21 protein-coding genes are annotated in these 25378 nt (G+C 59.9%); 18 read left to right on the forward strand and 3 right to left on the reverse strand.

Annotated elements, in window-relative coordinates; translation table 11 throughout:
* Window positions 1-102: 102 nt before the first annotated feature.
* On the reverse strand, window positions 103-2373 hold the full coding sequence (gene clpA / locus C6Y56_RS17410; RefSeq protein ID WP_169430937.1) for an ATP-dependent Clp protease ATP-binding subunit ClpA: 2271 nt from the start codon (window positions 2371-2373) through the stop codon (window positions 103-105).
* A gap of 30 nt (window positions 2374-2403) precedes the next feature.
* Window positions 2404-2787: an ATP-dependent Clp protease adapter ClpS gene (gene clpS, locus C6Y56_RS17415; protein ID WP_011334948.1), complete on the reverse strand. Its 384-nt coding sequence runs from the start codon at window positions 2785-2787 to the stop codon at window positions 2404-2406.
* Between the two features lie 224 nt (window positions 2788-3011).
* Between clpS and C6Y56_RS17420 the strand changes: the two genes are divergently transcribed.
* Window positions 3012-3293 carry a cold shock domain-containing protein gene (locus C6Y56_RS17420; protein ID WP_169430938.1) on the forward strand — a complete coding sequence of 94 codons (282 nt, stop codon included), beginning with the start codon at window positions 3012-3014 and terminating at the stop codon, window positions 3291-3293.
* Between the two features lie 61 nt (window positions 3294-3354).
* Here C6Y56_RS17420 and icd read toward each other — a convergent pair whose 3' ends face one another.
* Window positions 3355-4611: an NADP-dependent isocitrate dehydrogenase gene (icd, locus tag C6Y56_RS17425; protein ID WP_169430939.1), complete on the reverse strand. Its 1257-nt coding sequence runs from the start codon at window positions 4609-4611 to the stop codon at window positions 3355-3357.
* 481 nt (window positions 4612-5092) lie between these two features.
* On the opposite strand from icd, the gene C6Y56_RS17430 reads away from it, so the two are divergent.
* The 17 genes from C6Y56_RS17430 to nuoI all read left to right on the forward strand — a co-directional run bounded on the left by C6Y56_RS17430 (window position 5093) and on the right by nuoI (window position 25375).
* Complete coding sequence (locus C6Y56_RS17430) at window positions 5093-7318, forward strand: NADP-dependent isocitrate dehydrogenase (protein WP_169430940.1); 2226 nt, start codon at window positions 5093-5095, stop codon at window positions 7316-7318.
* A gap of 78 nt (window positions 7319-7396) precedes the next feature.
* Window positions 7397-7843, forward strand: a complete 447-nt coding sequence (locus C6Y56_RS17435; protein ID WP_169430941.1) for an NUDIX hydrolase — start codon at window positions 7397-7399, stop codon at window positions 7841-7843.
* A gap of 59 nt (window positions 7844-7902) precedes the next feature.
* Window positions 7903-9027, forward strand: a complete 1125-nt coding sequence (gene mnmA / locus C6Y56_RS17440; RefSeq protein WP_169430942.1) for a tRNA 2-thiouridine(34) synthase MnmA — start codon at window positions 7903-7905, stop codon at window positions 9025-9027.
* Window positions 9024-9647 (forward strand): high frequency lysogenization protein HflD, encoded by a 624-nt coding sequence (hflD, locus tag C6Y56_RS17445; protein ID WP_064380694.1) that lies wholly within the window; start codon window positions 9024-9026, stop codon window positions 9645-9647. The genes mnmA and hflD overlap by 4 nt, the downstream gene beginning before the upstream one ends.
* A 127-nt stretch (window positions 9648-9774) precedes the next feature.
* Entirely contained in the window at window positions 9775-11145 is a 1371-nt protein-coding gene (gene purB / locus C6Y56_RS17450; protein ID WP_085712387.1) for an adenylosuccinate lyase, read from the forward strand.
* 86 nt (window positions 11146-11231) lie between these two features.
* Window positions 11232-12407, forward strand: coding sequence for a cupin domain-containing protein (locus tag C6Y56_RS17455; protein WP_169430943.1), 1176 nt, complete (start codon window positions 11232-11234; stop codon window positions 12405-12407).
* Window positions 12400-12825, forward strand: coding sequence for a GNAT family N-acetyltransferase (locus tag C6Y56_RS17460; protein ID WP_169430944.1), 426 nt, complete (start codon window positions 12400-12402; stop codon window positions 12823-12825). The genes C6Y56_RS17455 and C6Y56_RS17460 overlap by 8 nt, the downstream gene beginning before the upstream one ends.
* Window positions 12826-13068: 243 nt before the next feature.
* Window positions 13069-13806 carry a secretin N-terminal domain-containing protein gene (locus C6Y56_RS17465; protein ID WP_169430945.1) on the forward strand — a complete coding sequence of 246 codons (738 nt, stop codon included), beginning with the start codon at window positions 13069-13071 and terminating at the stop codon, window positions 13804-13806.
* A gap of 476 nt (window positions 13807-14282) precedes the next feature.
* Window positions 14283-15608, forward strand: coding sequence for an isocitrate lyase (gene aceA, locus C6Y56_RS17470; protein WP_039767419.1), 1326 nt, complete (start codon window positions 14283-14285; stop codon window positions 15606-15608).
* Between the two features lie 545 nt (window positions 15609-16153).
* Complete coding sequence (locus C6Y56_RS17475; RefSeq protein WP_003223812.1) at window positions 16154-16567, forward strand: NADH-quinone oxidoreductase subunit A; 414 nt, start codon at window positions 16154-16156, stop codon at window positions 16565-16567.
* A 10-nt stretch (window positions 16568-16577) separates the two neighbouring features.
* Window positions 16578-17252 carry a NuoB/complex I 20 kDa subunit family protein gene (locus tag C6Y56_RS17480; RefSeq protein WP_007951456.1) on the forward strand — a complete coding sequence of 225 codons (675 nt, stop codon included), beginning with the start codon at window positions 16578-16580 and terminating at the stop codon, window positions 17250-17252.
* 70 nt (window positions 17253-17322) lie between these two features.
* On the forward strand, window positions 17323-19107 hold the full coding sequence (nuoC, locus tag C6Y56_RS17485) for an NADH-quinone oxidoreductase subunit C/D (protein WP_115078470.1): 1785 nt from the start codon (window positions 17323-17325) through the stop codon (window positions 19105-19107).
* 2 nt (window positions 19108-19109) lie between these two features.
* Window positions 19110-19607 carry an NADH-quinone oxidoreductase subunit NuoE gene (nuoE, locus tag C6Y56_RS17490; RefSeq protein ID WP_003223804.1) on the forward strand — a complete coding sequence of 166 codons (498 nt, stop codon included), beginning with the start codon at window positions 19110-19112 and terminating at the stop codon, window positions 19605-19607.
* Window positions 19604-20959, forward strand: coding sequence for an NADH-quinone oxidoreductase subunit NuoF (gene nuoF, locus C6Y56_RS17495; protein ID WP_064597744.1), 1356 nt, complete (start codon window positions 19604-19606; stop codon window positions 20957-20959). Before nuoE ends, nuoF begins: the two co-directional genes overlap by 4 nt.
* A 137-nt stretch (window positions 20960-21096) precedes the next feature.
* On the forward strand, window positions 21097-23811 hold the full coding sequence (nuoG, locus tag C6Y56_RS17500; protein WP_169430946.1) for an NADH-quinone oxidoreductase subunit NuoG: 2715 nt from the start codon (window positions 21097-21099) through the stop codon (window positions 23809-23811).
* Window positions 23808-24815, forward strand: a complete 1008-nt coding sequence (gene nuoH / locus C6Y56_RS17505; protein ID WP_007951460.1) for an NADH-quinone oxidoreductase subunit NuoH — start codon at window positions 23808-23810, stop codon at window positions 24813-24815. Before nuoG ends, nuoH begins: the two co-directional genes overlap by 4 nt.
* Window positions 24816-24826: 11 nt before the next feature.
* Window positions 24827-25375, forward strand: a complete 549-nt coding sequence (gene nuoI / locus C6Y56_RS17510; RefSeq protein ID WP_085690002.1) for an NADH-quinone oxidoreductase subunit NuoI — start codon at window positions 24827-24829, stop codon at window positions 25373-25375.
* Window positions 25376-25378: the final 3 nt, after the last annotated feature.

A 25378-nucleotide genomic window follows, 5' to 3' on the forward strand; every position in this document is an offset into this window, starting at 1 on the left:
AGAAGCCGTTACCGCAGCAACGGATATGCCCCCAAACCAAAAACCGCAGACAGCAAAAAGGCGCCCAAAGGCGCCTTTCGCTTTACAACAGACCAACAACCATCAAGCCATTTCCGCAGTAGTCTCGAAGTCAAACGTCAGCTCACCATCCTTGATGTCGATGTGCACCACACCGCCATGCTCGGCCAGCTCGCCAAACAGAATCTCCTCTGCCAGCGGACGCTTGATCTTGTCCTGAATCAGACGCGCCATCGGACGAGCGCCCATGGCCGAATCGTAACCACCGGCCGCCAGCCAACTGCGCGCTGCGTCGGTAACTTCCAGAAGTACACGCTTGTCCTCCAGCTGCGCCTGAAGTTCGGTGAGGAACTTGTCCACCACGCTTTTGATGACCTCATGACTGAGGCGACCAAACTGAATGATGGTGTCCAGACGGTTACGAAATTCCGGCGTGAAGCTCTTCTTGATCACTTCCATCGCATCGGACGAGTGGTCCTGATGGGTGAAACCGATCGAAGCACGTGCCGCCGTTTCAGCACCGGCATTGGTGGTCATGATCACGATCACGTTGCGGAAGTCCGCCTTGCGCCCGTTGTTGTCGGTCAGCGTACCGTGGTCCATCACCTGCAGCAGCAGGTTGAAGACTTCCGGATGCGCCTTCTCGATTTCATCGAGCAGCAATACGCAATGCGGTTGCTTGGTGATCGCTTCGGTCAACAGACCGCCCTGGTCGAAACCGACATAGCCCGGAGGCGCACCGATCAGACGCGATACGGTGTGGCGCTCCATGTACTCGGACATGTCGAAACGAACCAGCTCGATCCCCAGCGCCTTGGCCAATTGCCGCGCAGCTTCGGTTTTACCAACACCGGTCGGCCCTGCAAACAGGAACGAACCGACAGGCTTGTCCGGCGACTTCAGACCGGCACGGGACAGCTTGATCGCAGTCGACAACGAATCGATCGCCGCATCCTGACCAAACACCGTCAGCTTCAGGTCGCGCTCCAGGTTACGCAACAGCTCCTTGTCGGAACTGGTGACGTGTTTTGGTGGAATACGTGCGATCTTCGCCACGATATCCTCGACCTGCGGCACGTCGATGCGCTTCACACGCTTGTCGACCGGTTGCAGGCGCTGGTAGGCGCCCGCCTCGTCGATCACATCGATGGCCTTGTCCGGCATATGCCGGTCATTGATGTAGCGCGATGCCAGTTCCGCAGCGGCGCGCAGCGACTCATCGCTGTACTCGATGTTGTGGTGCTGTTCGAAACGCCCTTTCAGACCACGCAGGATACCGATGGTGTCTTCCACCGACGGCTCGACCACATCGACCTTCTGGAAGCGGCGGGCCAGAGCCCGATCCTTCTCGAAGATGCCGCGGAATTCCTGGAACGTGGTCGACCCGATGCAGCGGATATCACCCGACGACAGCAGCGGCTTGAGCAGGTTAGAGGCGTCCATGACGCCACCGGACGCAGCGCCCGCACCAATAATGGTGTGAATCTCGTCGATGAACAGGATCGCCTGCGGACGTTTTTTCAGTTCGCCGAGCAGCGCCTTGAAGCGCTTCTCGAAATCGCCGCGATATTTGGTGCCTGCGAGCAAGGCACCCAGATCGAGGGAATAAACGACGCTGTTGGCCAGCAGGTCCGGCACCTGGTTGTCGACAATGCGTTTGGCCAGGCCTTCGGCAATCGCGGTCTTGCCCACGCCCGCCTCGCCCACCAGCAACGGATTGTTCTTGCGGCGACGCGCGAGAATCTGCGCAACGCGCTCGACTTCCGACTCTCGCCCGACCAGCGGATCGATCCGGCCCTGGCGTGCGAGTTCGTTAAGGTTGCTGGCATACGCATCCAGCGGATTGCCTGAAGAAGAAGACTCACCGCCCTCGTCGTCCTGCATGTCTTGTTCACCTTCAGAGTGATCGCCATGCCCCGGCACCTTGGAAATGCCATGGGCGATATAGTTGACGACATCAATGCGTGCAACGCTCTGCTGTTTCAGCAGGAACACCGCCTGACTCTCTTGCTCACTGAAGATTGCAACCAGCACGTTGGCGCCGGTTACTTCGCGTTTGCCCGAGCTCTGCACATGGAAGACAGCACGTTGCAACACACGCTGGAAGCCCAGGGTTGGCTGGGTTTCGCGATCTTCGTCATGGACGGGGATCAGCGGCGTGGTGGAGTCGATGAACTCCTGCAGGTCGTGCTTGAGTTTGTCGAGGTTTGCGCCGCAGGCACGCAATACGGTGGCGGCAGCCTCATTATCCAATAGGGCCAGCAGCAGGTGTTCGACGGTCATGAACTCATGACGCTTCGAACGAGCCTCCTTGAAGGCAAGATTGAGGGTGACTTCGAGCTCGCGGTTTAACATAGCTTCACCTCATACCCAAGTGGTCGGCGATTAACCGTCCTTCTCGATTTCACAGAGTAGCGGATGCTGGCTTTCCCTGGCGTACTGGTTGACCTGCATGGCCTTTGTCTCGGCGATGTCGCGGGTAAACACTCCACATACTGCCCGTCCTTCTGTGTGGACGGCCAGCATGACCTTGGTCGCCAGCTCGCGATTCAGGTTAAAAAACACCTCGAGCACTTCGACGACGAAATCCATCGGTGTGTAGTCATCGTTGAACAAAACCACCTTGTACATCGGCGGCGCCTGTAACGCAGGCTTTGCTTCCTGAACAGCAACGCCTGCCGAATCGTCGTCGTGCTCCTGTGGAAGATCCTTTTGGAGAAGCGGGCGATCCTGATTGAATGTTAGTCGAATCTGGCTGATTGCATGCATGGAAAGAAAGGTTCGTCAGTTGTGCAAATACAGTGGTGGGGGCGGCTTGACACGTTTTCAACTCCGACTGCCCGGTCACCTTGACTATCGGGAAAACGGTGTTACAACCAATAGAACCCACAGTGGGGAAAAAAGATCCGCGGAGTCAATCCTTTTAACGGATTCGACTGCGGATGTCTTGGATGATACTCCAGCGATGGAGTCTGTTGCAGAGGGATTTGAGCATGGCTGTCGGCAAGGTCAAGTGGTTCAACAATGCCAAGGGATTCGGCTTCATCAATACCGATGCCCGCGAAGGACGTGACGAGGATGGCAAAGACATTGATTTCTTTGCCCACTACTCCGCCATTGAGATGGACGGGTATAAGACCCTCAAGGCCGGACAGATCGTGACTTTCGAAATCGTCCAGGGCCCCAAGGGACTGCATGCGGTGAATATCACGGCGGCAACCGTGGCAAGTGAAGCGGCTACGCATGCCCCTCATACAGAAAAAGTGTCAGGCTGACTCAACCGTCACCTGGTCATGAAAAAACCGCCCGAAGGCGGTTTTTTTGTACCTGCACGACTTACATATGCTTGACGATCGCCTCACCGAAGCCCGAAGAAGACACCAGCGTGGCGCCTTCCATCAGACGTTCGAAGTCATAGGTCACCGTCTTGGCCTTGATCGCGCCATTGGTACCCTTGATGATCAGGTCCGCCGCCTCGGTCCAGCCCAGATGACGCAACATCATCTCGGCCGACAGAATCACCGAACCCGGGTTGACCTGATCCTTGCCGGCGTACTTCGGCGCGGTACCGTGGGTCGCCTCGAACATGGCCACGGTGTCGGACAGGTTGGCACCCGGCGCGATACCAATACCGCCCACTTCCGCCGCCAGGGCGTCGGACAGGTAGTCACCGTTGAGGTTGAGGGTGGCGATCACATCGTATTCGGCCGGACGCAGCAGGATCTGCTGGAGCATGGCATCGGCGATGGCATCCTTGACGACGACTTCGCGGCCGGTTTTCGGGTTCTTGAATTTCATCCATGGGCCGCCATCGAGCAGCTCGGCGCCGAATTCTTCCTTCGCCACCTCGTAACCCCAGTCCTTGAAGGCACCTTCGGTGAATTTCATGATGTTGCCCTTGTGCACAATGGTCAGCGACTTGCGGTCGTTGTCCACCACGTATTGCAGGGCCTTGCGCACCAGACGCTTGGTGCCTTCTTTCGAAACCGGCTTGATACCAATGCCGCAATCCTGGTCGAAACGGATCTTGGTGACGCCCATTTCTTCTTTCAGGAATTTGATGACCTTGGTGGCCTCAGGAGAACCGGCCTTCCATTCGATACCGGCATAAATGTCTTCGGAGTTCTCGCGAAAGATCACCATGTCGACGTCGCCGGGCTTTTTCACCGGGCTCGGCACGCCTTCGAACCACACCACAGGGCGCAGGCAGACATAGAGATCGAGCTGTTGGCGCAGGGCAACGTTGAGGGAACGGATGCCGCCACCGACCGGGGTGGTCAGCGGGCCTTTGATGGAAACCACGTAATCCTTGACGGCGTCCAGGGTTTCCTGGGGCAGCCAGGTGTCCTGGTCATAGACCTGAGTTGCTTTTTCGCCAGCATAAACCTCCATCCAGGAAATCTTGCGCTTGCCCCCGTAGGCCTTGGCCACGGCAGCATCAACCACTTTGATCATCACAGGGCTGACGTCGACGCCAATGCCGTCACCTTCGATGAAGGGAATGATCGGGTTATCAGGGACATTGAGAGAATGGTCTGCGTTGACGGTGATTTTGTCGCCGACGGCTGGAACCTGAATCTTCTTGTAACCCATGCTGAACTCCATTGTTTGGATTGAACATCTGGCTTGGTTCGAGCGTAACCCAGTTGAATCAACACGCAAACCCTCTGTTCCGGGCGCGGCGACATCTCGTTTCGTACAAGCCTGAAAGCAAAGGGAAAAGCGCCAATCTCAAGCATTCACGGCGACTCTACGCCCCACCCCGCCCTGCGACCTTTAGACCAATGGACGAGAATCGTTGCATATGAAGCATCGGCAGATTGCCAGCTACCTATGTATAATGCCGCCCGCTGACCAAAGGGTCACGACGGCTGGCCTCTCTAGCACGAGACTTTCCGCCTGATTGGTCGGGTTGTTACCGCAGTCCGACTGCTTGACGCTCTACTGATGCACCCAACATCACCGCGAAGATTCTCGACATTCGGTTCATGGATGACTTTGAACGAACGCGCTTACCCGGCGCCCCTCGAGTTTCTGCGCACGCTTTAGCAAAGAAGAGAGAGTTAATCCGAATATGCCCACCCGCTCGAAGATCATCTATACCTTCACCGACGAAGCTCCAGCCCTCGCCACCTATTCCCTGCTGCCAATCATCGAGGCTTACACCGCCTCGGCCGATATCGCCGTGGAAACCCGCGATATCTCTCTTGCAGCACGTATTCTGGCCAGCTTCCCCGAGCAACTGGGCGACAAAGCCGTAGCCGACCACCTCGCCGAACTGGGCGACCTGGCCGTTACGCCTGAAGCCAACATCATCAAGCTGCCGAACATCAGCGCCTCGGTTCCGCAACTGCAAGCCGCGATCAAAGAACTGCAAGCCCAGGGCTACAACCTGCCGGACTACCCGGAAACCGTGACCAGCGACGCCGACAAAGACGCCAAGGCGCGCTACGACAAGGTCAAGGGCAGCGCCGTGAACCCGGTTCTGCGTGAAGGCAACTCCGACCGTCGCGCTCCGCTGTCGGTCAAGAACTACGCTCGCAAGCACCCGCACAAAATGGGCGCCTGGGCCAAAGACTCCAAGTCCCACGTCGCTCATATGAGCACCGGCGATTTCTACGGCAGCGAAAAAGCCGCCCTGATCGACGCCGCTGACACCGTGAAGATCGAGCTGATCGCCCAAGACGGCACCGCCACCGTCCTGAAAGAAAAAACCAACGTTCAGGCGGGCGAGATCCTCGACTGCTCCGTGATGAGCAAAAAGGCCCTGCGCGCGTTCATCGCCGCTGAAATCGACAGCGCCAAGCAACAAGGCGTGCTGCTGTCGGTTCACCTGAAAGCCACCATGATGAAGGTCTCCGACCCGATCATGTTCGGCCAGATCGTTGCCGAGTTCTACAAAGACGCCCTGACCAAGCACGCCGACGTGCTGGCCGAGGTCGGCTTCAACCTGAACAACGGCATCGGCGACCTGTACGCCCGCATCAAATCCCTGCCGGCCGAGCAACAAGCGCAGATCGAAGCTGACATTCAGGCGGTCTACGCCGCTCGTCCGTCGCTGGCGATGGTCAACTCCGACAAAGGCATCACCAACCTGCACGTGCCGAGCGACGTCATCGTCGACGCCTCGATGCCGGCCATGATCCGTGACTCCGGCAAGATGTGGGGCACCGACGGCCAGCTGCACGACACCAAGGCTGTGATCCCGGACCGTTGCTACGCCACCATCTACCAGGCCGTGATCGAAGATTGCAAAGCCAATGGCGCTTTCGATCCGACCACCATGGGCAGCGTGCCGAACGTTGGCCTGATGGCTAAAAAGGCTGAAGAGTACGGCTCCCACGACAAGACCTTCCAGATCAAGGCCGACGGCGTGGTTCGCGTGACCGACAGCAAAGGCAACCTGCTGATGGAACAGGCTGTTGAAGCCGGCGACATCTTCCGCATGTGCCAGACCAAAGACGCGCCGATCCAGGACTGGGTCAAACTGGCCGTCAACCGTGCTCGCGCAAGCAGCACCCCGGCCATCTTCTGGCTGGACCCGATGCGCGCCCACGACGGCGTAGTGATCGAGAAGGTTCAGGCTTACCTGAAGGATCACGACACCGCTGGTTTGGACATCCAGATCATGGCACCGGTCGACGCCATGAAATACACCCTGCAGCGCACCCGCGAAGGCAAGGACACCATTTCGGTGACCGGCAACGTACTGCGCGACTACCTGACCGACCTGTTCCCGATCATGGAACTGGGCACCAGCGCCAAGATGCTGTCGATCGTGCCGCTGATGAACGGCGGTGGCCTGTTCGAAACCGGCGCCGGCGGTTCGGCTCCGAAGCACGTGCAGCAACTGGTCGAAGAGAACTTCCTGCGCTGGGATTCGCTGGGCGAATTCCTGGCCCTGGCCGCTTCTCTCGAGCACTTGGGTGTGAACTACAACAACCCGAAAGCGCTGGTGCTGTCCAAGACCCTGGACCAGGCTACTGGCCAATTCCTCGACAACAACAAGTCGCCATCGCGCAAAGTCGGCAACATCGACAACCGCGGCAGCCACTTCTACCTGGCGATGTACTGGGCACAAGCCCTGGCCGCCCAGACCGAAGACGCTGCACTGCAAGCGCAGTTCGCGACCCTGGCCAAGACCCTGACCGAGAACGAAGCGACCATCGTCGCCGAGCTCAACGCCGTTCAAGGCAAGCCAGTGAACATCGGTGGTTACTACCACGCCGATGCCGAGCTGATCAGCAAGGCCATGCGCCCAAGCGCAACCTTCAACGCGGCGATTGCTGCGCTGGTATAAGGTTGTAAAGGGAACATCACAAACCCCGGCCATGCGCCGGGGTTTGTGTTTCTGCCTTTCGCCCAGGAGATTCAATCAATGCAATGGCTCCCCCACATCACCGTCGCCACCATCGTCGAGGATAACGGCCGTTTCCTGATGGTCGAGGAACACAAAGCCGGGCGTAACGTGCTCAATCAGCCCGCCGGCCATCTGGATCCGGACGAAACCCTGATCGAAGCCGCCGTGCGCGAAACCCTCGAAGAAACCGGCTGGGACGTCGAACCCACCGCCGTGATCGGCATTTATCTGTACACCGCTCCGAGCAACGGCGTGACTTACCAGCGCGTGTGCTTCAGCGCCAAAGCCGTGAAACATTACCCGGAATATCAGCTGGACGACGGCATCGTCGGCGCCAAGTGGCTGACCCGCGACGAATTATTGGCCCAGCGCGATAACTGGCGCAGCGAGCTGATCATCCGTTGCATCGACGATTATCTGGCCGGCAATCGCTTCGGCCTCGAACTGATACGCCCTTCCCTTTAGCCTTGAGGCCGTGAGCCTGATAGAATCGCGTCCTTTTTCAAGACACTCATTGAATCCCTATGCGTGATCCAGCCCCTTCTGACACATCCAAGAAGCGCGTCATTGTCGGCATGTCCGGCGGCGTGGACTCTTCCGTTTCCGCTCTCCTGCTGATCGAGCAGGGCTATGAAGTGGAAGGCCTGTTCATGAAGAACTGGGAAGAAGACGACGGAACGGAATACTGCACCGCCATGGACGACCTGGCGGATGCCCAGGCCGTGTGCGACAAGATCGGTATCAAGCTGCACACCGCCAACTTCGCCGCCGAGTACTGGGACAACGTGTTCGAGCACTTCCTGGCCGAGTACAAGGCCGGCCGCACGCCGAACCCGGACATCCTGTGCAACCGCGAGATCAAGTTCAAGGCGTTCCTCGACTACGCCATGATGCTCGGCGCCGACCTGATCGCCACCGGTCACTACGTGCGCCGCCGCGACATTGATGGCCGCACCGAACTGCTCAAGGGCCTGGATCCGAACAAGGATCAGAGCTACTTCCTGCACGCTGTCGGCGGCGAACAGATCGCCAAGACCCTGTTCCCGGTCGGCGAGCTGGAAAAACCGGAAGTCCGTGCAATCGCCGAGAAATACGAGCTGGCGACTGCCAAGAAGAAGGATTCCACCGGGATCTGCTTCATCGGCGAGCGCCGTTTCAGCGATTTCCTCAAGCAATACCTGCCGGCGCAACCGGGCGAGATCAAGACCACCGAAGGCGAAGTCATCGGCCGTCACCACGGCCTGATGTACCACACCATCGGTCAGCGCCAGGGCCTGGGCATCGGCGGCCTGAAAGACGCCGGTGATGAGCCGTGGTACGTGCTGCGCAAGGATCTGGACACCAACGAGCTGATCGTCGGCCAGGGCAACAACCATCCATGGCTGTTCTCCAGCGCCCTGCTCGCTTCGGAAATCTACTGGGTCAACCCGATCGATTTGAGCCAGCCGCTGCGCCTGACCGCCAAGGTTCGTTATCGCCAGAGCGATCAGACCTGCACGCTGGAAAAAACCGAGACCGGCTATCGCGCCGTGTTCGACGAACCGCAACGCGCGGTCACGCCGGGTCAGTCGGTGGTGTTCTATGACGGTGAAATCTGCCTCGGCGGCGGCGTGATCGAAGTCGCCGAGCCGTGGAGCGGCCAGGCATGAGCCCGACTCAGGAGCAACTGACGGCTCTGGGTGGCGTGTTTCTTGCCGCCGTACTGGTCGACCGGATCGCCAAGACCGGCCAGACCAACGAGGCCGGCCTGAGCTGCATGCTCGGCAGCCTGCTGGTCCGCGATCCGAAGGACACGCTGGACGTGTACGGTGGCGACGACATCAATCTGCGCGAGGGTTACCGTGCGCTGATCGGCGCCCTCGAGCGCGACCCGAGCACCTTGCAGCGCGAGCCATTGCGCTACGCATTGTCGATGCTCGGCCTCGAGCGGCAACTGGCCAAGCGCAACGACATGCTCGACGTGATCGGCAAGCGCCTGCCGCAGATTCAGTCGCAGGTCGAGCATTTCGGCCCGGCCCACGAAAACGTGATCGCGGCCTGCGGTGCGCTGTATCAGGACACCCTGAGCACGCTGCGCCAACGCATTCAAGTGCACGGCGACATGCGCAACCTGCAGCAGCCGAGCAACGCGTCGAAGATTCGCGCCCTGTTGCTCGCCGGTATTCGTTCGGCACGCCTGTGGCGTCAACTCGGCGGCCATCGCTGGCAGTTGGTGATCAGTCGTCGCAAGCTGCTCAAAGAGCTGTATCCGTTGATGCGCAGCGAGTAAATCGCCGCGCAATAAAAGCTTTGTAGTCTGTAACGCGTAATACGCCGGTCAGTTGGCGACGGACCGGCGGATTTTTTCATGTATGATACGCGCCCCATTTCGTTGCCCGACTGTCCGAGAACACCCCATGCAGCTCTCTTCGCTCACTGCGGTTTCCCCTGTTGACGGCCGCTACGCCGGCAAAACCCAGGCCCTGCGCCCGATTTTCAGCGAGTACGGCCTGATCCGTGCCCGCGTCCTGGTTGAAGTGCGCTGGCTCCAGCGCCTGGCCGCTCACGCCGGCATCCCGGAAGTGCCAGCCTTCTCCGCCGAAGCCAACGCCGTTCTGAACGAACTGGCCGAAAACTTCTCGCTGGAACACGCCGAGCGCGTGAAAGAGATCGAGCGCACCACCAACCACGACGTGAAAGCGATCGAGTACCTGCTCAAGGAACAGGCAGCCAAGCTGCCGGAACTGGCCAAGGTCAGCGAGTTCATCCACTTCGCCTGCACCAGCGAGGACATCAACAACCTGTCCCACGCCCTGATGCTGCGCGAAGGTCGTGACGACGTGATGCTGCCGCTGATGCGCCAGACCGCCAACGCCATCCGCGAACTGGCCCTGCGCTTCGCCGACGTGCCAATGCTGTCGCGCACCCACGGCCAGCCGGCTTCGCCGACCACCCTGGGTAAAGAGCTGGCGAACGTGGTTTACCGTCTCGAGCGCCAGATCGCTCAGGTCGCTGCCGTTCCGCTGCTGGGCAAGATCAACGGCGCTGTCGGCAACTACAACGCGCACCTGTCGGCCTACCCGCAGATCGACTGGGAAGCCAACGCCCGCGCCTTCATCGAAGACGAGCTGGGCCTGGCCTTCAACCCGTACACCACGCAGATCGAGCCGCACGACTACATCGCCGAGCTGTTCGACGCCATTGCGCGCTTCAACACCATCCTGATCGACTTCGACCGTGACATCTGGGGCTACATCTCCCTGGGTTACTTCAAGCAGCGCACCATTGCCGGCGAAATCGGTTCGTCGACCATGCCGCACAAGGTCAACCCGATCGACTTCGAAAACTCCGAAGGCAACCTGGGCATCGCCAACGCGCTGTTCCAGCACCTGGCGAGCAAACTGCCGATCTCCCGCTGGCAGCGCGACCTGACCGACTCCACCGTTCTGCGCAACCTCGGTGTCGGCTTCGCCCACAGCGTGATCGCGTACGAAGCGAGCCTCAAAGGCATCAGCAAACTCGAGCTGAACGCTGACAAGATTGCTGCCGATCTGGACGCCTGCTGGGAAGTCCTGGCCGAGCCGATCCAGACCGTAATGCGCCGCTACAACATCGAAAACCCGTACGAGAAGCTGAAAGAACTGACGCGCGGCAAGGGCATCAGCCCTGAAGCGCTGCAGACTTTCATCGATGGCCTGGACATGCCGGCCGCTGCGAAAGCCGAGCTCAAGCAACTGACCCCGGCCAACTACATCGGCAACGCTGTAGCGCAAGCCAAACGCATCTGATCGACTGCTTGACCCGTTTGAGACGCCCGGCCGCGCCGGGCGTTTTTATTCCCGTCTGAAAAATGCTTTTTTTCAATAGGTTACATATGAATCCCGATATTCCTCTTCAACTTCTGGGTGGTCTTACGGCGCGCGAGTTCATGCGCGATTACTGGCAGAAAAAACCACTGCTGATCCGTCAGGCGATTCCTGATTTCGAAAGCCCGATCGACGCCGACGAACTCGCCGGCCTGGCCCTGGAAGAAGAAGTCGAATCGCGCCTGGTGATCGAACACGGCGAGCGCCCATGGGAACTGCGCCGCGGCCCGTTCGCCGAAGACGAATTCAGCAAACTGCCGGAACGCGAGTGGACCCTGCTGGTGCAGGCTGTCGATCAGTTCGTGCCGGAAGTCAGCGAACTGCTGGAAAACTTCCGCTTTCTGCCGAGCTGGCGCGTCGATGACGTGATGATCAGCTTCGCCGCCCCGGGTGGCAGCGTTGGCCCGCATTTCGACAACTACGACGTGTTCCTGCTGCAAGGCCACGGCAAGCGCAACTGGAAAATCGGCCAGATGTGCGACTCCGAAAGCCCGCTGCTGCAGCACGCGGACCTGCGCATCCTCGCCGAATTCCACGAAACCGAAGAGTGGGTTCTGGAACCGGGCGACATGCTGTACCTGCCGCCGCGCCTGGCTCACTGCGGCGTGGCCGTCGATGACTGCATGACCTACTCGGTCGGCTTCCGCGCACCAAGCGCCGCTGAAGTGCTGACCCACTTCACCGACTTCCTCAGCCAGTTCCTGACTGACGAAGAGCGCTACACCGACGCCGATGCGAAGCCGGTCAGCGATGACCCGCACCAGATCCAGCACGATGCTCTTGGCCGCCTGAAGGCACTGCTCGCCGAGCACATGAGCGACGAACGCCTGCTGCTGACCTGGTTCGGCCAGTACATGACCGAGCCGCGTTATCCAGAGCTGGTCGTCGGCCCGGAGGAAGTCGAGGAAGAAGACCTCCTCAGCGCCCTCGAAGACGGTGCCATCCTGATCCGCAACCCGAGTGCACGCCTGGCATGGTCCAACGTCGATGACGATCTGCTGCTGTTCGCCAGCGGCCAGAGCCGTTACCTGCCTGGCAAGTTGCGCGAGCTGCTGAAGCTGATCTGCTCGGCTGACGCCCTGCACACCGACAACCTCGGCGACTGGCTGAGCGACGAAGATGGCCGCGGCCTGCTGTGCGAACTGGTCAAACAGGGAAGCCTGGGGTTCGCCGACGATGAATAAGATTCGCGTACGCGTTGCAGACTGGCAAAAGGACAACGCCGAGATCCGCCGCATTCGCGAAACGGTGTTCATTGCCGAACAGTCGGTTCCACCCGAGCTTGAGTGGGACGCCGATGACGCCACCGCCGTGCATTTTCTGGCCTTCGAAGGCGACTTTCCGATCGGCACCGCCCGCCTGCTGCCCGACGGGCATGTTGGCCGGGTTTCGGTACTGAAGGACTGGCGCGGGCTAAAGGTCGGCGATGCGCTGATGCACGCGGTGATTGCCGAAGCGGAAGCACGGGGCCTGAAGCAGCAGATGCTCAGCGCCCAGGTGCAGGCCACGGCGTTCTATGAGCGCCTGGGGTTCAATCTGGTCAGCGAGGAATTCCTGGAAGCAGGGATTCCGCATGTCGACATGGTTCGTCACTCGGCTTAAGTCCGCGTCGCGGCATTCGCGGACAAGCCCGCTCCCACAGGAAACCTCCAGCGAACACAGATTTTGTGCCCGGCAGAGATCCAATGTGGGAGCGGGCTTGCTCGCGAAGAGGCCCTTCAGAACACCACAAAACGCCCCGCCATTTTCGGATGCCGGGGCGTTTTGCTGTCTACGATTCAATTTGCCCCACCCCGGGCCGACAAACTGGCAATATCAAGCCTTTCGAAAGCGGAGATAACGGACATGTCCCTACGCACCCTGCTCACCACCCTGCTGCTCGGCTGCAGTTTTTCGGTGATGGCAGCCACAGAAATCGTGCCCCTCAAGTACCACACCAGCGCCGACATGCTGCCGGTGGCTCAGGATTTCATCGGCAAGGACGGTCAGGTCAGCGCCTATGGCAATCAACTGATCGTCAAGGCTGAGCCGGACAAGATCCAGGAATTGAAAGCCCTGCTCACGCAGCTCGATACCGCCCCCAAACGCCTGCTGATCACCGTCGACACCAACGAAAACAACCAACAGAACACCGGCGACCAGCAAACCAGGATCATTGACTACAGCACCGCCAGCCGTGACGGCGGCATTCAACAGGTACAGGCCAGCGAGGGTGCACCGGCGCTGATCCAGGTCGGACAGAGCGTGCCGATCACCAGCAGCCAGAGCAACTCCTGGGGCGATTACAGCAGCCAGACCCAGTATCGCAACGTCACTCAGGGTTTCTACGTCACTGCCAGCGTCACCGGTGACACCGTTCACCTGTCCATCAGTACCAACCGTGACCGAATGAGCCAGGAACGTCCCGATGTAGTGAACGTGCAAAGCACCGACACAACTGTCACAGGACGCCTGGGCGAATGGATCACCCTCGCCGGCGTGAACCGTGAGACTCAGGCCGACAAACAGGGCCTGGCCCGCAGCTACTCGACTCAAGGCCGGGATGACATGACGTTGCGGGTGAAAGTCGACACCCTGGACTAAAGCACCGAAAACTGACTGATTAGTCGTATTAGACGAAAGATGTAGTGCATGAAAAAAAGCACTACAAAACGTTTGACGAGCCAAAAAAGCGAAGGCATGATGGCCTCGCTCCCGCTAATCAGAGGCCCTGGCAAGGGCCTTCGAAGCGCTGCTCGCAACCATCCCCGCGAGCCGTTTCGTGTCTGTACCGCCCACAAGGTGTGTTTGACGAGGTTGCCGACTGGAACGAAGTTGTCCCGAGGGACGGAAGCGTAATTAGGTAACCCGGCTTTACACTGTAGTTCGCATAAAGGCCCACGACGCCCGAATGCGCCCGCCAGTTCGCCTTTACCTGCTCACCTCCCCTCGAGCCCATCGTTCATCCCGTCGCCTGCCCCGCCGAACCCGACCTGACCACCTAAGCTTCTGGTCAGCGAGCGCAAGGAATTTTCCACCGCAGAACAACTTTTCATAAAGACGCGACGAGGTTTATCTCCATGGCACTGACACGCGAACAGCAAATTGCAGCCCTTGAAAAAGACTGGGCTGAAAACCCGCGCTGGAAAGGCGTGACTCGCAATTACTCCGCTGCTGACGTCGTCCGTCTGCGTGGCTCGGTTCAACCAGAGCACACCTTTGCAAAAATGGGCGCCGAAAAACTGTGGAACCTGGTCACCCAGGGTGCCAAGCCGTCCTTCCGCCCAGAGAAAGATTTCGTCAACTGCATGGGCGCCCTGACCGGTGGCCAGGCTGTTCAACAGGTTAAAGCCGGTATCCAGGCGATCTACCTGTCGGGCTGGCAAGTCGCTGCGGACAACAACTCCGCCGAATCGATGTACCCGGACCAGTCGCTGTACCCGGTGGACTCGGTTCCAACCGTGGTCAAGCGCATCAACAACTCGTTCCGTCGTGCCGACCAGATCCAGTGGAAAGCCGGCAAGAACCCGGGCGACGAGGGCTACATCGACTACTTCGCGCCGATCGTGGCTGACGCCGAAGCCGGCTTCGGCGGCGTACTGAACGCCTACGAGCTGATGAAGAGCATGATCGAAGCAGGCGCCGCCGGCGTTCACTTCGAAGACCAGCTGGCTTCCGTGAAGAAGTGCGGCCACATGGGCGGCAAGGTTCTGGTTCCAACCCAGGAAGCCGTACAGAAGCTGACCGCTGCTCGTCTGGCTGCCGACGTTGCCGGCGTACCGACCATCATCCTGGCCCGTACCGACGCCAACGCTGCCGACCTGCTGACTTCCGACTGCGACCCGTACGACCAGCCGTTCGTGACTGGCACCCGCACCCAGGAAGGCTTCTACAAGGTTCGTGCAGGTCTGGACCAGGCCATCGCCCGTGGCCTGGCCTACGCGCCGTACGCCGACCTGATCTGGTGCGAAACCGCCAAGCCGGACCTGGAAGAAGCCCGTCGCTTCGCCGAAGCGATCAAGAAGGAATACCCGGACCAGATCCTGTCGTACAACTGCTCGCCTTCCTTCAACTGGAAGAAAAACCTGGACGACGCGACCATCGCCAAGTTCCAGCGCGAACTGTCCGCCATGGGTTACAAGCACCAGTTCATCACCCTGGCCGGCATTCACAACATGTGGCACAGCATGTTCAACCTGGCGCACGACTACGCCCGCAACGACATGACTGCCTACGTGAAGCTGCAGGAGCAGGAATTCGCTGATGCCGCCAAGGGTTACACCTTCGTGGCTCACCAGCAGGAAGTGGGCACCGGCTACTTCGACGACATGACCACCGTGATCCAGGGCGGCACGTCCTCGGTGACCGCGCTGACCGGTTCGACCGAAGAAGAACAGTTCCACTGATCGACTTCGCCTGAGCGAACGGCCTTTGCGGACCGTGTAGAAAGCTAACCGCATTGCCGAAGAACTGACGCCCCGACTGGTTCGGGGCGTTTTTTTGCCTGCGACCTTCTGACCAACCCAGGGCTGGCACAGTCCGTCAGGCAAAACATTGATCCAGAGCGCTATCCACGTCACAAAAATCGGTTAAAACGTGTGCCGCCGCTACTTGCAGTAACGCGGATATAAGACAACTTCCCAACTGCCCAATCGCTAAACAGTTACAAAACCATCACAAACGATATTAATTATCATTTAGCGGCAACTATATTCGTTACATTTTCGACAAAACATAATTCGTGAAATCCCGGCTAATGCCCGCAACGCATGGGCTACAGGGCCATAGAGGTGCGCTATGTCCTTATTCCAATAAATAATTTCGCTATAGGAATTTTACTTGCAGGGTGTTTAGCCATAAAATCAGCGCGATTGATTGCTGCGACATATCGTCACTGCCTTATTTCTTTATCAAGCTCAGAGACCTTTGCTCTCTGTTAAGGATTTCCAGCATGCCCGAAGCGACAGGACTCATGGCCCACAACTGGGGCTTTGCCATTTTCCTTCTGGGTGTAGTCGGCCTGTGTGCCTTCATGCTCGGCGTCTCCAGCCTCCTCGGGTCAAAAGCCTGGGGCCGCAGCAAAAACGAACCGTTCGAGTCCGGCATGCTACCTACCGGTGGCGCCCGCTTGCGGCTCTCAGCCAAATTCTATCTGGTCGCGATGCTGTTCGTGATCTTCGATATCGAAGCCCTCTTTCTCTTTGCATGGTCTGTGTCCGTCCGCGAAAGCGGCTGGACCGGATTCGTCGAAGCTCTCGTTTTCATAGCAATTCTGTTGGCAGGTCTTGTCTACCTGTTCCGAGTGGGCGCCCTTGACTGGGCTCCGGAAGCTCGTCGCAAGCGGCAGGCGAAGCTGAAACAATGAGGCTTTGGCAATGCAATACAATCTCACCAGAATCGACCCCGATGCTCCTAACGAGCAGTATCCGATCGGCCAGCGGGAAACCGTTTCCGATCCGTTAGAGGATCAAGTCCACAAAAACATTTTCATGGGCAAGCTGGAAGACGTGCTGAGCGGCGCGGTCAACTGGGGACGTAAAAACTCCCTGTGGCCGTACAACTTCGGTCTGTCGTGCTGCTACGTGGAAATGACCACCGCCTTCACGGCGCCCCACGACATCGCGCGCTTCGGCGCCGAAGTTATCCGGGCATCACCGCGTCAGGCCGACTTCATGGTTATCGCCGGGACCTGCTTCATCAAGATGGCGCCGATCATTCAGCGTCTCTACGAGCAGATGCTCGAGCCGAAATGGGTTATCTCCATGGGTTCGTGCGCCAACTCCGGTGGCATGTACGACATCTACTCCGTGGTTCAAGGGGTGGACAAGTTCCTGCCCGTGGACGTCTACGTACCTGGCTGCCCGCCCCGTCCAGAAGCATTTCTGCAAGGCTTGATGCTGCTGCAGGAATCCATTGGCCAGGAGCGTCGCCCACTTTCCTGGGTCGTTGGCGATCAAGGCGTTTATCGCGCCGACATGCCTTCGCAGAAGGAACAGCGCCGCGAACAGCGAATCGCAGTCACCAATCTGCGCAGCCCTGACGAAGTCTGATCCAGATCTGTTTCAAAGAAACGAGAAGCTGGCTTCATTCTTTACGTTGACCGAAAGCGAAAAAATAACCATGACTACAGGCAGTGCTCTGTACATCCCGCCTTACAAGGCAGACGACCAGGATGTGGTCGTCGAACTGAACAACCGTTTTGGTGCCGAGGCGTTCACCGCCCAGCCGACCCGCACCGGCATGCCGGTGCTGTGGGTGGCCCGCGCCAAGCTCGTCGAAGTCCTGACCTTCCTGCGCAACCTGCCCAAGCCGTACGTCATGCTCTATGACCTGCACGGCGTGGATGAGCGTCTGCGCACCAAGCGTCAAGGGCTGCCAAGCGGTGCCGATTTCACCGTGTTCTATCACCTCATGTCGCTGGAACGTAATAGTGACGTGATGATCAAGGTTGCCTTGTCCGAGAGCGACCTCAGCTTGCCGACCGTCACCAGCATCTGGCCGAACGCCAACTGGTACGAGCGTGAAGTCTGGGACATGTACGGTATCGACTTCAAAGGTCACCCTCACCTGTCGCGCATTATGATGCCGCCGACCTGGGAAGGTCACCCGCTGCGCAAGGACTTCCCGGCGCGCGCCACCGAATTCGACCCGTTCAGCCTGAACCTGGCCAAGCAACAGCTCGAGGAAGAAGCCGCGCGCTTCCGTCCGGAAGACTGGGGCATGAAGCGTTCCGGCCCGAACGAGGACTACATGTTCCTCAACCTGGGGCCGAACCACCCTTCGGCGCACGGTGCGTTCCGCATCATCCTGCAACTGGACGGCGAAGAGATCGTCGACTGCGTCCCGGACATCGGTTACCACCACCGTGGTGCCGAGAAGATGGCCGAGCGTCAGTCCTGGCACAGCTTCATTCCGTACACCGACCGTATCGACTACCTCGGCGGCGTGATGAACAACCTGCCGTACGTGCTCTCGGTCGAGAAGCTGGCCGGCATCAAGGTGCCCGAGAAGGTCGACGTCATCCGCATCATGATGGCCGAGTTCTTCCGGATCACCAGCCACCTGCTGTTCCTGGGTACCTACATCCAGGACGTCGGCGCGATGACCCCGGTGTTCTTCACCTTCACCGACCGCCAGAAGGCGTACACGGTGATCGAAGCCATCACCGGCTTCCGTCTGCACCCGGCCTGGTACCGCATCGGCGGTGTTGCCCACGACCTGCCGCGTGGCTGGGAAAAACTGGTGAAAGACTTCGTTGAATGGCTGCCAAAGCGCCTCGACGAATACACCAAGGCCGCCCTGCAGAACAGCATCCTCAAGGGTCGTACCATCGGCGTTGCCCAGTACAACACCAAAGAGGCCCTGGAATGGGGCGTCACCGGTGCCGGCCTGCGTTCCACCGGTTGCGACTTCGACCTGCGTAAAGCGCGTCCATATTCCGGCTACGAGAACTTCGAGTTCGAAGTGCCGCTGGCCGCCAACGGCGATGCCTATGACCGCTGCATGGTTCGCGTCGAAGAAATGCGCCAGAGCGTCAAGATCATCGACCAGTGCCTGCGCAACATGCCGGAAGGCCCGTACAAGGCGGATCACCCGCTGACCACGCCGCCGCCGAAAGAGCGCACGCTGCAGCACATCGAAACCTTGATCACGCACTTCCTGCAGGTTTCGTGGGGCCCGGTCATGCCGGCCAACGAATCCTTCCAGATGATCGAAGCGACCAAGGGCATCAACAGCTATTACCTGACGAGCGACGGCGGCACCATGAGCTACCGTACCCGGATCCGTACTCCGAGCTTCGCCCACCTGCAGCAGATCCCTTCGGTGATCAAAGGCAGCATGGTCGCGGACCTGATTGCGTACCTGGGTAGTATCGATTTCGTTATGGCCGACGTGGACCGCTAAGCATGAACAGCACGCTTATCCAGACAGACCGTTTCACCTTGAGTGAAACCGAGCGCTCGGCCATCGAGCACGAGCTGCATCACTACGAAGACCCGCGCGCGGCGTCGATCGAAGCCCTGAAGATCGTCCAGAAGGAACGCGGCTGGGTGCCGGACGGCGCCCTGTACGCCATCGGCGAGATCCTCGGCATCCCGGCCAGCGACGTTGAAGGCGTGGCCACGTTCTACAGCCAGATCTTCCGTCAACCGGTCGGCCGTCACATCATTCGCGTCTGCGACAGCATGGTCTGCTACATCGGTGGCCACGAGTCGGTGGTCAGCGAAATCCAGAACAACCTGGGTATCGGCCTGGGTCAGACCACCGCCGACGGTCGTTTCACCCTGCTGCCGGTCTGCTGCCTCGGCAACTGCGACAAGGCACCGGCGCTGATGATCGATGACGACACCTTTGGCGATGTCCAGCCTGCCGGCGTCGCCAAACTGCTCGAGGGCTACGTATGACCCTGACTTCTTTCGGTCCTGCCAACCGCATCCAGCGTTCGGCCGAGACTCACCCGCTGACCTGGCGCCTGCGCGACGACGGCGAAGCCGTGTGGCTCGACGAGTACCAGGCCAAGAACGGTTACGCCGCTGCGCGCAAGGCCTTCGCCGACATGGATCAGGACGCCATCGTCCAGACCGTGAAAGACGCCGGCCTCAAGGGTCGCGGCGGTGCAGGCTTCCCCACTGGCGTGAAGTGGGGCCTGATGCCAAAGGACGAATCCATCAACATCCGCTACCTGCTGTGCAACGCGGATGAAATGGAGCCGAACACCTGGAAAGACCGCATGCTGATGGAGCAACTGCCCCATCTGCTGATCGAAGGCATGCTGATCAGTGCCCGCGCGCTGAAAACCTACCGTGGCTACATCTTCCTGCGCGGGGAGTACACCACCGCCGCCAAGCACCTGAACCGTGCCGTGGAAGAAGCCAAGGCAGCCGGTCTGCTGGGCAAGAACATCCTGGGCAGCGGCTTCGATTTCGAGCTGTTCGTCCACACCGGCGCCGGGCGTTACATCTGCGGTGAAGAAACCGCACTGATCAACTCCCTCGAAGGCCGCCGCGCCAACCCGCGCTCCAAGCCGCCCTTCCCTGCCGCCGTTGGTGTGTGGGGCAAGCCGACCTGCGTGAACAACGTTGAAACCCTGTGCAACGTGCCGGCGATCATCGCCGACGGCGTGGACTGGTACAAATCGTTGGCCCGCGACGGCAGCGAAGACATGGGCACCAAGCTCATGGGCTTCTCCGGCAAGGTCAAGAACCCCGGCCTGTGGGAACTGCCCTTCGGCGTGACCGGTCGCGAATTGTTCGAAGACTACGCCGGCGGCATGCGCGACGGTTACAAGCTCAAGGCCTGGCAGCCGGGCGGCGCCGGTACCGGTTTCCTGTTGCCGGAACACCTCGACGCCCAAATGTACGCCGGCGGCATCGCCAAGGTGGGCACCCGTATGGGTACCGGCCTGGCCATGGCGGTGGACGACAGCGTCAACATGGTGTCCCTGCTGCGCAACATGGAACAGTTCTTCGCTCGCGAATCCTGCGGTTTCTGCACTCCTTGCCGTGATGGCCTGCCATGGAGCGTCAAGCTGCTGATGGCCATCGAACAAGGCCGCGGCCAGCCGGGTGACATCGAGACTCTGCTGGGTCTGGTCAACTTCCTCGGCCCGGGCAAGACCTTCTGTGCTCACGCACCGGGTGCCGTGGAACCATTGGGCAGTGCCATCAAATACTTCCGTCCAGAGTTCGAAGCCGGTATCGCGCCTGCAAGCGCCGCCGTCCCGCCTCTGGCGAAGCCGATCACAGTCGGCGCGTAAACGCTTAAAAAAGGCGAAGGGTCCGTGCCCTTCGCCTTTCGTCCGATGACGCCTTTCGGGGCTGACTGGATTCGGACGGATAACAAGATTCCATTAGCCACGCCCGCTGACACCGGGCCAACGAAGACCTTTGAACCATGGCCACTATCCACGTAGACGGCAAAGCGCTCGAAGTCGACGGGGCAGACAACCTGTTACAGGCATGTCTGTCGCTGGGCCTCGACATCCCTTATTTCTGCTGGCACCCCGCGCTTGGTAGCGTCGGGGCCTGCCGCCAGTGCGCGGTCAAGCAGTACACCGATGAGAACGACACCCGTGGTCGTATCGTCATGTCCTGCATGACGCCTGCCACCGACAACACCTGGATCTCCATCGACGATGAAGAATCCAAGGCGTTCCGCGCCAGTGTTGTTGAATGGCTGATGACCAACCACCCGCACGACTGCCCTGTGTGCGAGGAAGGCGGTCACTGCCACCTGCAAGACATGACGGTGATGACCGGCCACAACGAGCGCCGTTATCGCTTCACCAAGCGCACCCACCAGAACCAGCAACTGGGCCCGTTCATTTCCCACGAAATGAACCGCTGCATCGCCTGCTACCGCTGCGTGCGTTTCTACAAGGACTACGCCGGCGGCACCGACCTGGGTGTATTCGGCGCCCACGACAACGTGTACTTCGGTCGCGTTGAAGACGGCACCCTCGAAAGCGAGTTCTCCGGCAACCTCACCGAGGTCTGCCCGACCGGTGTGTTCACCGACAAGACTCACTCCGAGCGCTACAACCGCAAGTGGGACATGCAATTCTCGCCAAGCATCTGCCATGGCTGCTCCAGCGGTTGCAACATCTCCCCGGGCGAGCGTTACGGCGAACTGCGTCGCATCGAAAACCGTTACAACGGTTCGGTGAACCAGTACTTCCTGTGCGACCGTGGCCGTTTCGGTTATGGCTACGTCAACCGCACCGACCGTCCACGTCAGCCGCTGCTGGCCGACGGCACCAAGCTTGGGCTGGATGCTGCGCTGGACAAAGCCGCCGACCTGCTGCGCGGTCGCAACATCGTCGGTATCGGTTCGCCACGTGCCAGCCTCGAAAGCAACTACGCGTTGCGTGAACTGGTCGGCGCCGAGCACTTCTACTCCGGTATCGAAGCGTCCGAACTGGAACGCATCCGTCTGGTCCTGCAAGTGCTGAAGGACAGCCCGCTGCCCGTGCCGAACATGCGCGACATCGAAGACCACGACGCCGTGTTCGTCCTCGGTGAAGACCTGACCCAGACCGCCGCCCGCATGGCCCTGGCCCTGCGTCAGTCGGTCAAAGGCAAGGCCGAAGACATGGCCGAAGCCATGCGCGTTCAGCCGTGGCTCGACGCGGCGGTGAAGAACATCGGTCAGCACGAACTGAACCCGCTGTTCATCGCCAGCCTGGCTGAAACCAAGCTCGACGATATCGCCGAAGAGTGTGTACACGCCGCTCCCGACGATCTGGCGCGCATCGGTTTCGCCGTGGCTCACGCCCTGGACGCCAGCGCACCGGCCGTCGAAGGTCTGGACGCCGAAGCCCTGGAACTGGCCAAGCGCATCGCCGATGCCCTGCTCGCTGCCAAGCGTCCGCTGATCATCGCCGGTACTTCGCTGGGCTCCAAAGCCTTGATCGAAGCCGCTGCAAACATCGCCAAGGCCCTGAAGCTGCGCGAGAAGAACGGTTCGATCAGCCTGATCGTGCCGGAAGCCAACAGCCTCGGCCTGGCCATGCTCGGTGGCGAATCGGTTGATGCTGCGCTGCAAGCAGTGATTGACGGCAAGGCCGACGCCATCGTCGTGCTGGAAAACGATCTGTACACCCGTACCGCCAAGGCCAAGGTCGATGCGGCACTGAACGCTGCGAAAGTAGTGATCGTTGCCGACCATCAGAAGACGGCCACCAGCGACCGCGCGCATCTGGTTCTACCGGCCGCGAGCTTCGCTGAAGGCGACGGTACGCTGGTCAGCCAGGAAGGCCGCGCCCAGCGCTTCTTCCAGGTTTTCGACCCGCAATACATGGACGCGAGCATTCTGGTCCACGAAGGCTGGCGCTGGCTGCACGCCCTGCGCGCCACCCTGCTGAACCAGCCGATCGACTGGACGCAACTCGACCACGTGACCGCTGCCGTTGCTTCGAGCACCCCGCAACTGGCCCGAATCGTCGACGCCGCACCGTCCGCCTCGTTCCGCATCAAGGGTCTGAAACTGGCCCGTGAACCGCTGCGTTACTCCGGTCGCACGGCGATGCGCGCTGACATCAGCGTTCACGAACCACGCACCCCGCAAGACAAGGACACCGCGTTCGCCTTCTCGATGGAAGGTTACTCGGGCTCCGCCGAACCGCGTCAGCAGGTTCCTTTTGCATGGTCGCCGGGCTGGAACTCGCCGCAAGCCTGGAACAAGTTCCAGGACGAAGTCGGTGGTCACCTGCGCGCTGGCGATCCGGGCACCCGCCTGATCGAAAGCACCGGTGATTCGCTGAACTGGTTCGCCAGTGTTCCGCGCGCGTTCAACCCGGCCCAGGGCACCTGGCAAGCCGTGCCGTTCTACCACCTGTTCGGCAGCGACGAGACCTCGTCGAAAGCCGCTCCGGTCCAGGAACGCATTCCGGCTGCCTACGTCGCACTGGCCAAGTCCGAAGCGGACCGCCTGGGCGTCAACGACGGCGCACTGCTGAGCCTCAATGTTGCCGGCCAGACCCTGCGTCTGCCGCTGCGCATCAATGAAGAGCTGGGCGCTGGCCTGGTTGCACTGCCGGCCGGTCTGGCAGGCATTCCGCCGGCGATTTTCGGCCAAACCGTTGATGGTCTGCAGGAGGCAGCGCAATGACCTGGTTCACCCCTGAAGTGATCGATGTGATCCTGACGGTCATCAAGGCCATCGTGATCCTGCTGGCCGTGGTGGTCGCAGGCGCGTTGCTCAGCTTTGTCGAACGTCGCCTGCTGGGCTGGTGGCAGGACCGTTACGGTCCGAACCGCGTCGGCCCGTTCGGCATGTTCCAGATCGCAGCCGACATGCTGAAGATGTTCTTCAAGGAAGACTGGACCCCTCCGTTTGCCGACAAGGTGATCTTCACCCTGGCGCCGGTGGTGGCCATGTCCGCCCTGCTGATCGCGTTCGCGATCATCCCGATCACCCCGACCTGGGGCGTGGCGGACCTGAACATCGGCCTGCTGTTCTTCTTCGCCATGGCCGGTCTTTCGGTCTACGCGGTACTGTTCGCCGGCTGGTCGAGTAACAACAAGTTCGCCCTGCTGGGCAGCTTGCGTGCCTCGGCGCAGACCGTGTCCTACGAAGTGTTCATGGGCCTGGCCCTGATGGGCATCGTGGTGCAGGTCGGCTCGTTCAACATGCGCGACATCGTCGAGTACCAGGCGCAGAACCTGTGGTTCATCATTCCGCAGTTCTTCGGCTTCTGTACCTTCTTCATCGCTGGCGTGGCCGTGACTCACCGTCACCCGTTCGACCAGCCGGAAGCGGAACAGGAACTGGCCGACGGTTACCACATTGAATACGCCGGTATGAAATGGGGCATGTTCTTCGTCGGTGAATACATCGGCATCATCCTGATCTCGGCACTGCTGGTCACCCTGTTCTTCGGTGGCTGGCACGGTCCGTTCGGCATCCTGCCGCAACTGTCCTTCGTCTGGTTCGCACTGAAGACCGCGTTCTTTATCATGCTGTTCATCCTGCTGCGCGCCTCCATCCCGCGTCCGCGTTATGACCAGGTGATGGATTTCAGCTGGAAATTCTGCCTGCCACTGACCCTGATCAATTTGCTGGTGACCGCTGCAATCGTGTTGTGGAACACGCCTGCGGTTGCGGTTCAGTGAGGATTTGACCCATGTTCAAATATATTGGCGACATCGTTAAGGGTACCGGTACCCAGTTGCGCAGCCTGGTCATGATCTTCGGTCATGGCTTTCGCAAGCGCGACACCCTGCAATACCCGGAAGAGCCGGTCTACCTGCCGCCACGCTACCGTGGCCGTATCGTCCTGACCCGCGACCCCGATGGCGAAGAACGCTGCGTAGCCTGCAACCTGTGCGCCGTGGCGTGCCCGGTGGGTTGCATCTCGCTGCAGAAAGCTGAAACCGAAGACGGTCGCTGGTACCCGGACTTCTTCCGTATCAACTTCTCGCGCTGCATTTTCTGCGGTCTCTGCGAGGAAGCCTGCCCGACCACCGCGATCCAGCTCACACCGGATTTCGAGATGGCCGAGTTCAAACGTCAGGACCTGGTGTACGAGAAAGAAGATCTGCTGATCTCCGGCCCCGGCAAAAACCCTGATTACAACTTCTATCGTGTTGCAGGTATGGCCGTTGCGGGCAAGCCGAAAGGCGCCGCACAAAACGAAGCCGAGCCGATCAACGTGAAGAGCTTGCTGCCTTAAGGA

Origin of the sequence: Pseudomonas fluorescens, from assembly GCF_012974785.1 — a bacterium.
GTDB classification, from domain to species: domain Bacteria; phylum Pseudomonadota; class Gammaproteobacteria; order Pseudomonadales; family Pseudomonadaceae; genus Aquipseudomonas; species Aquipseudomonas fluorescens_BT.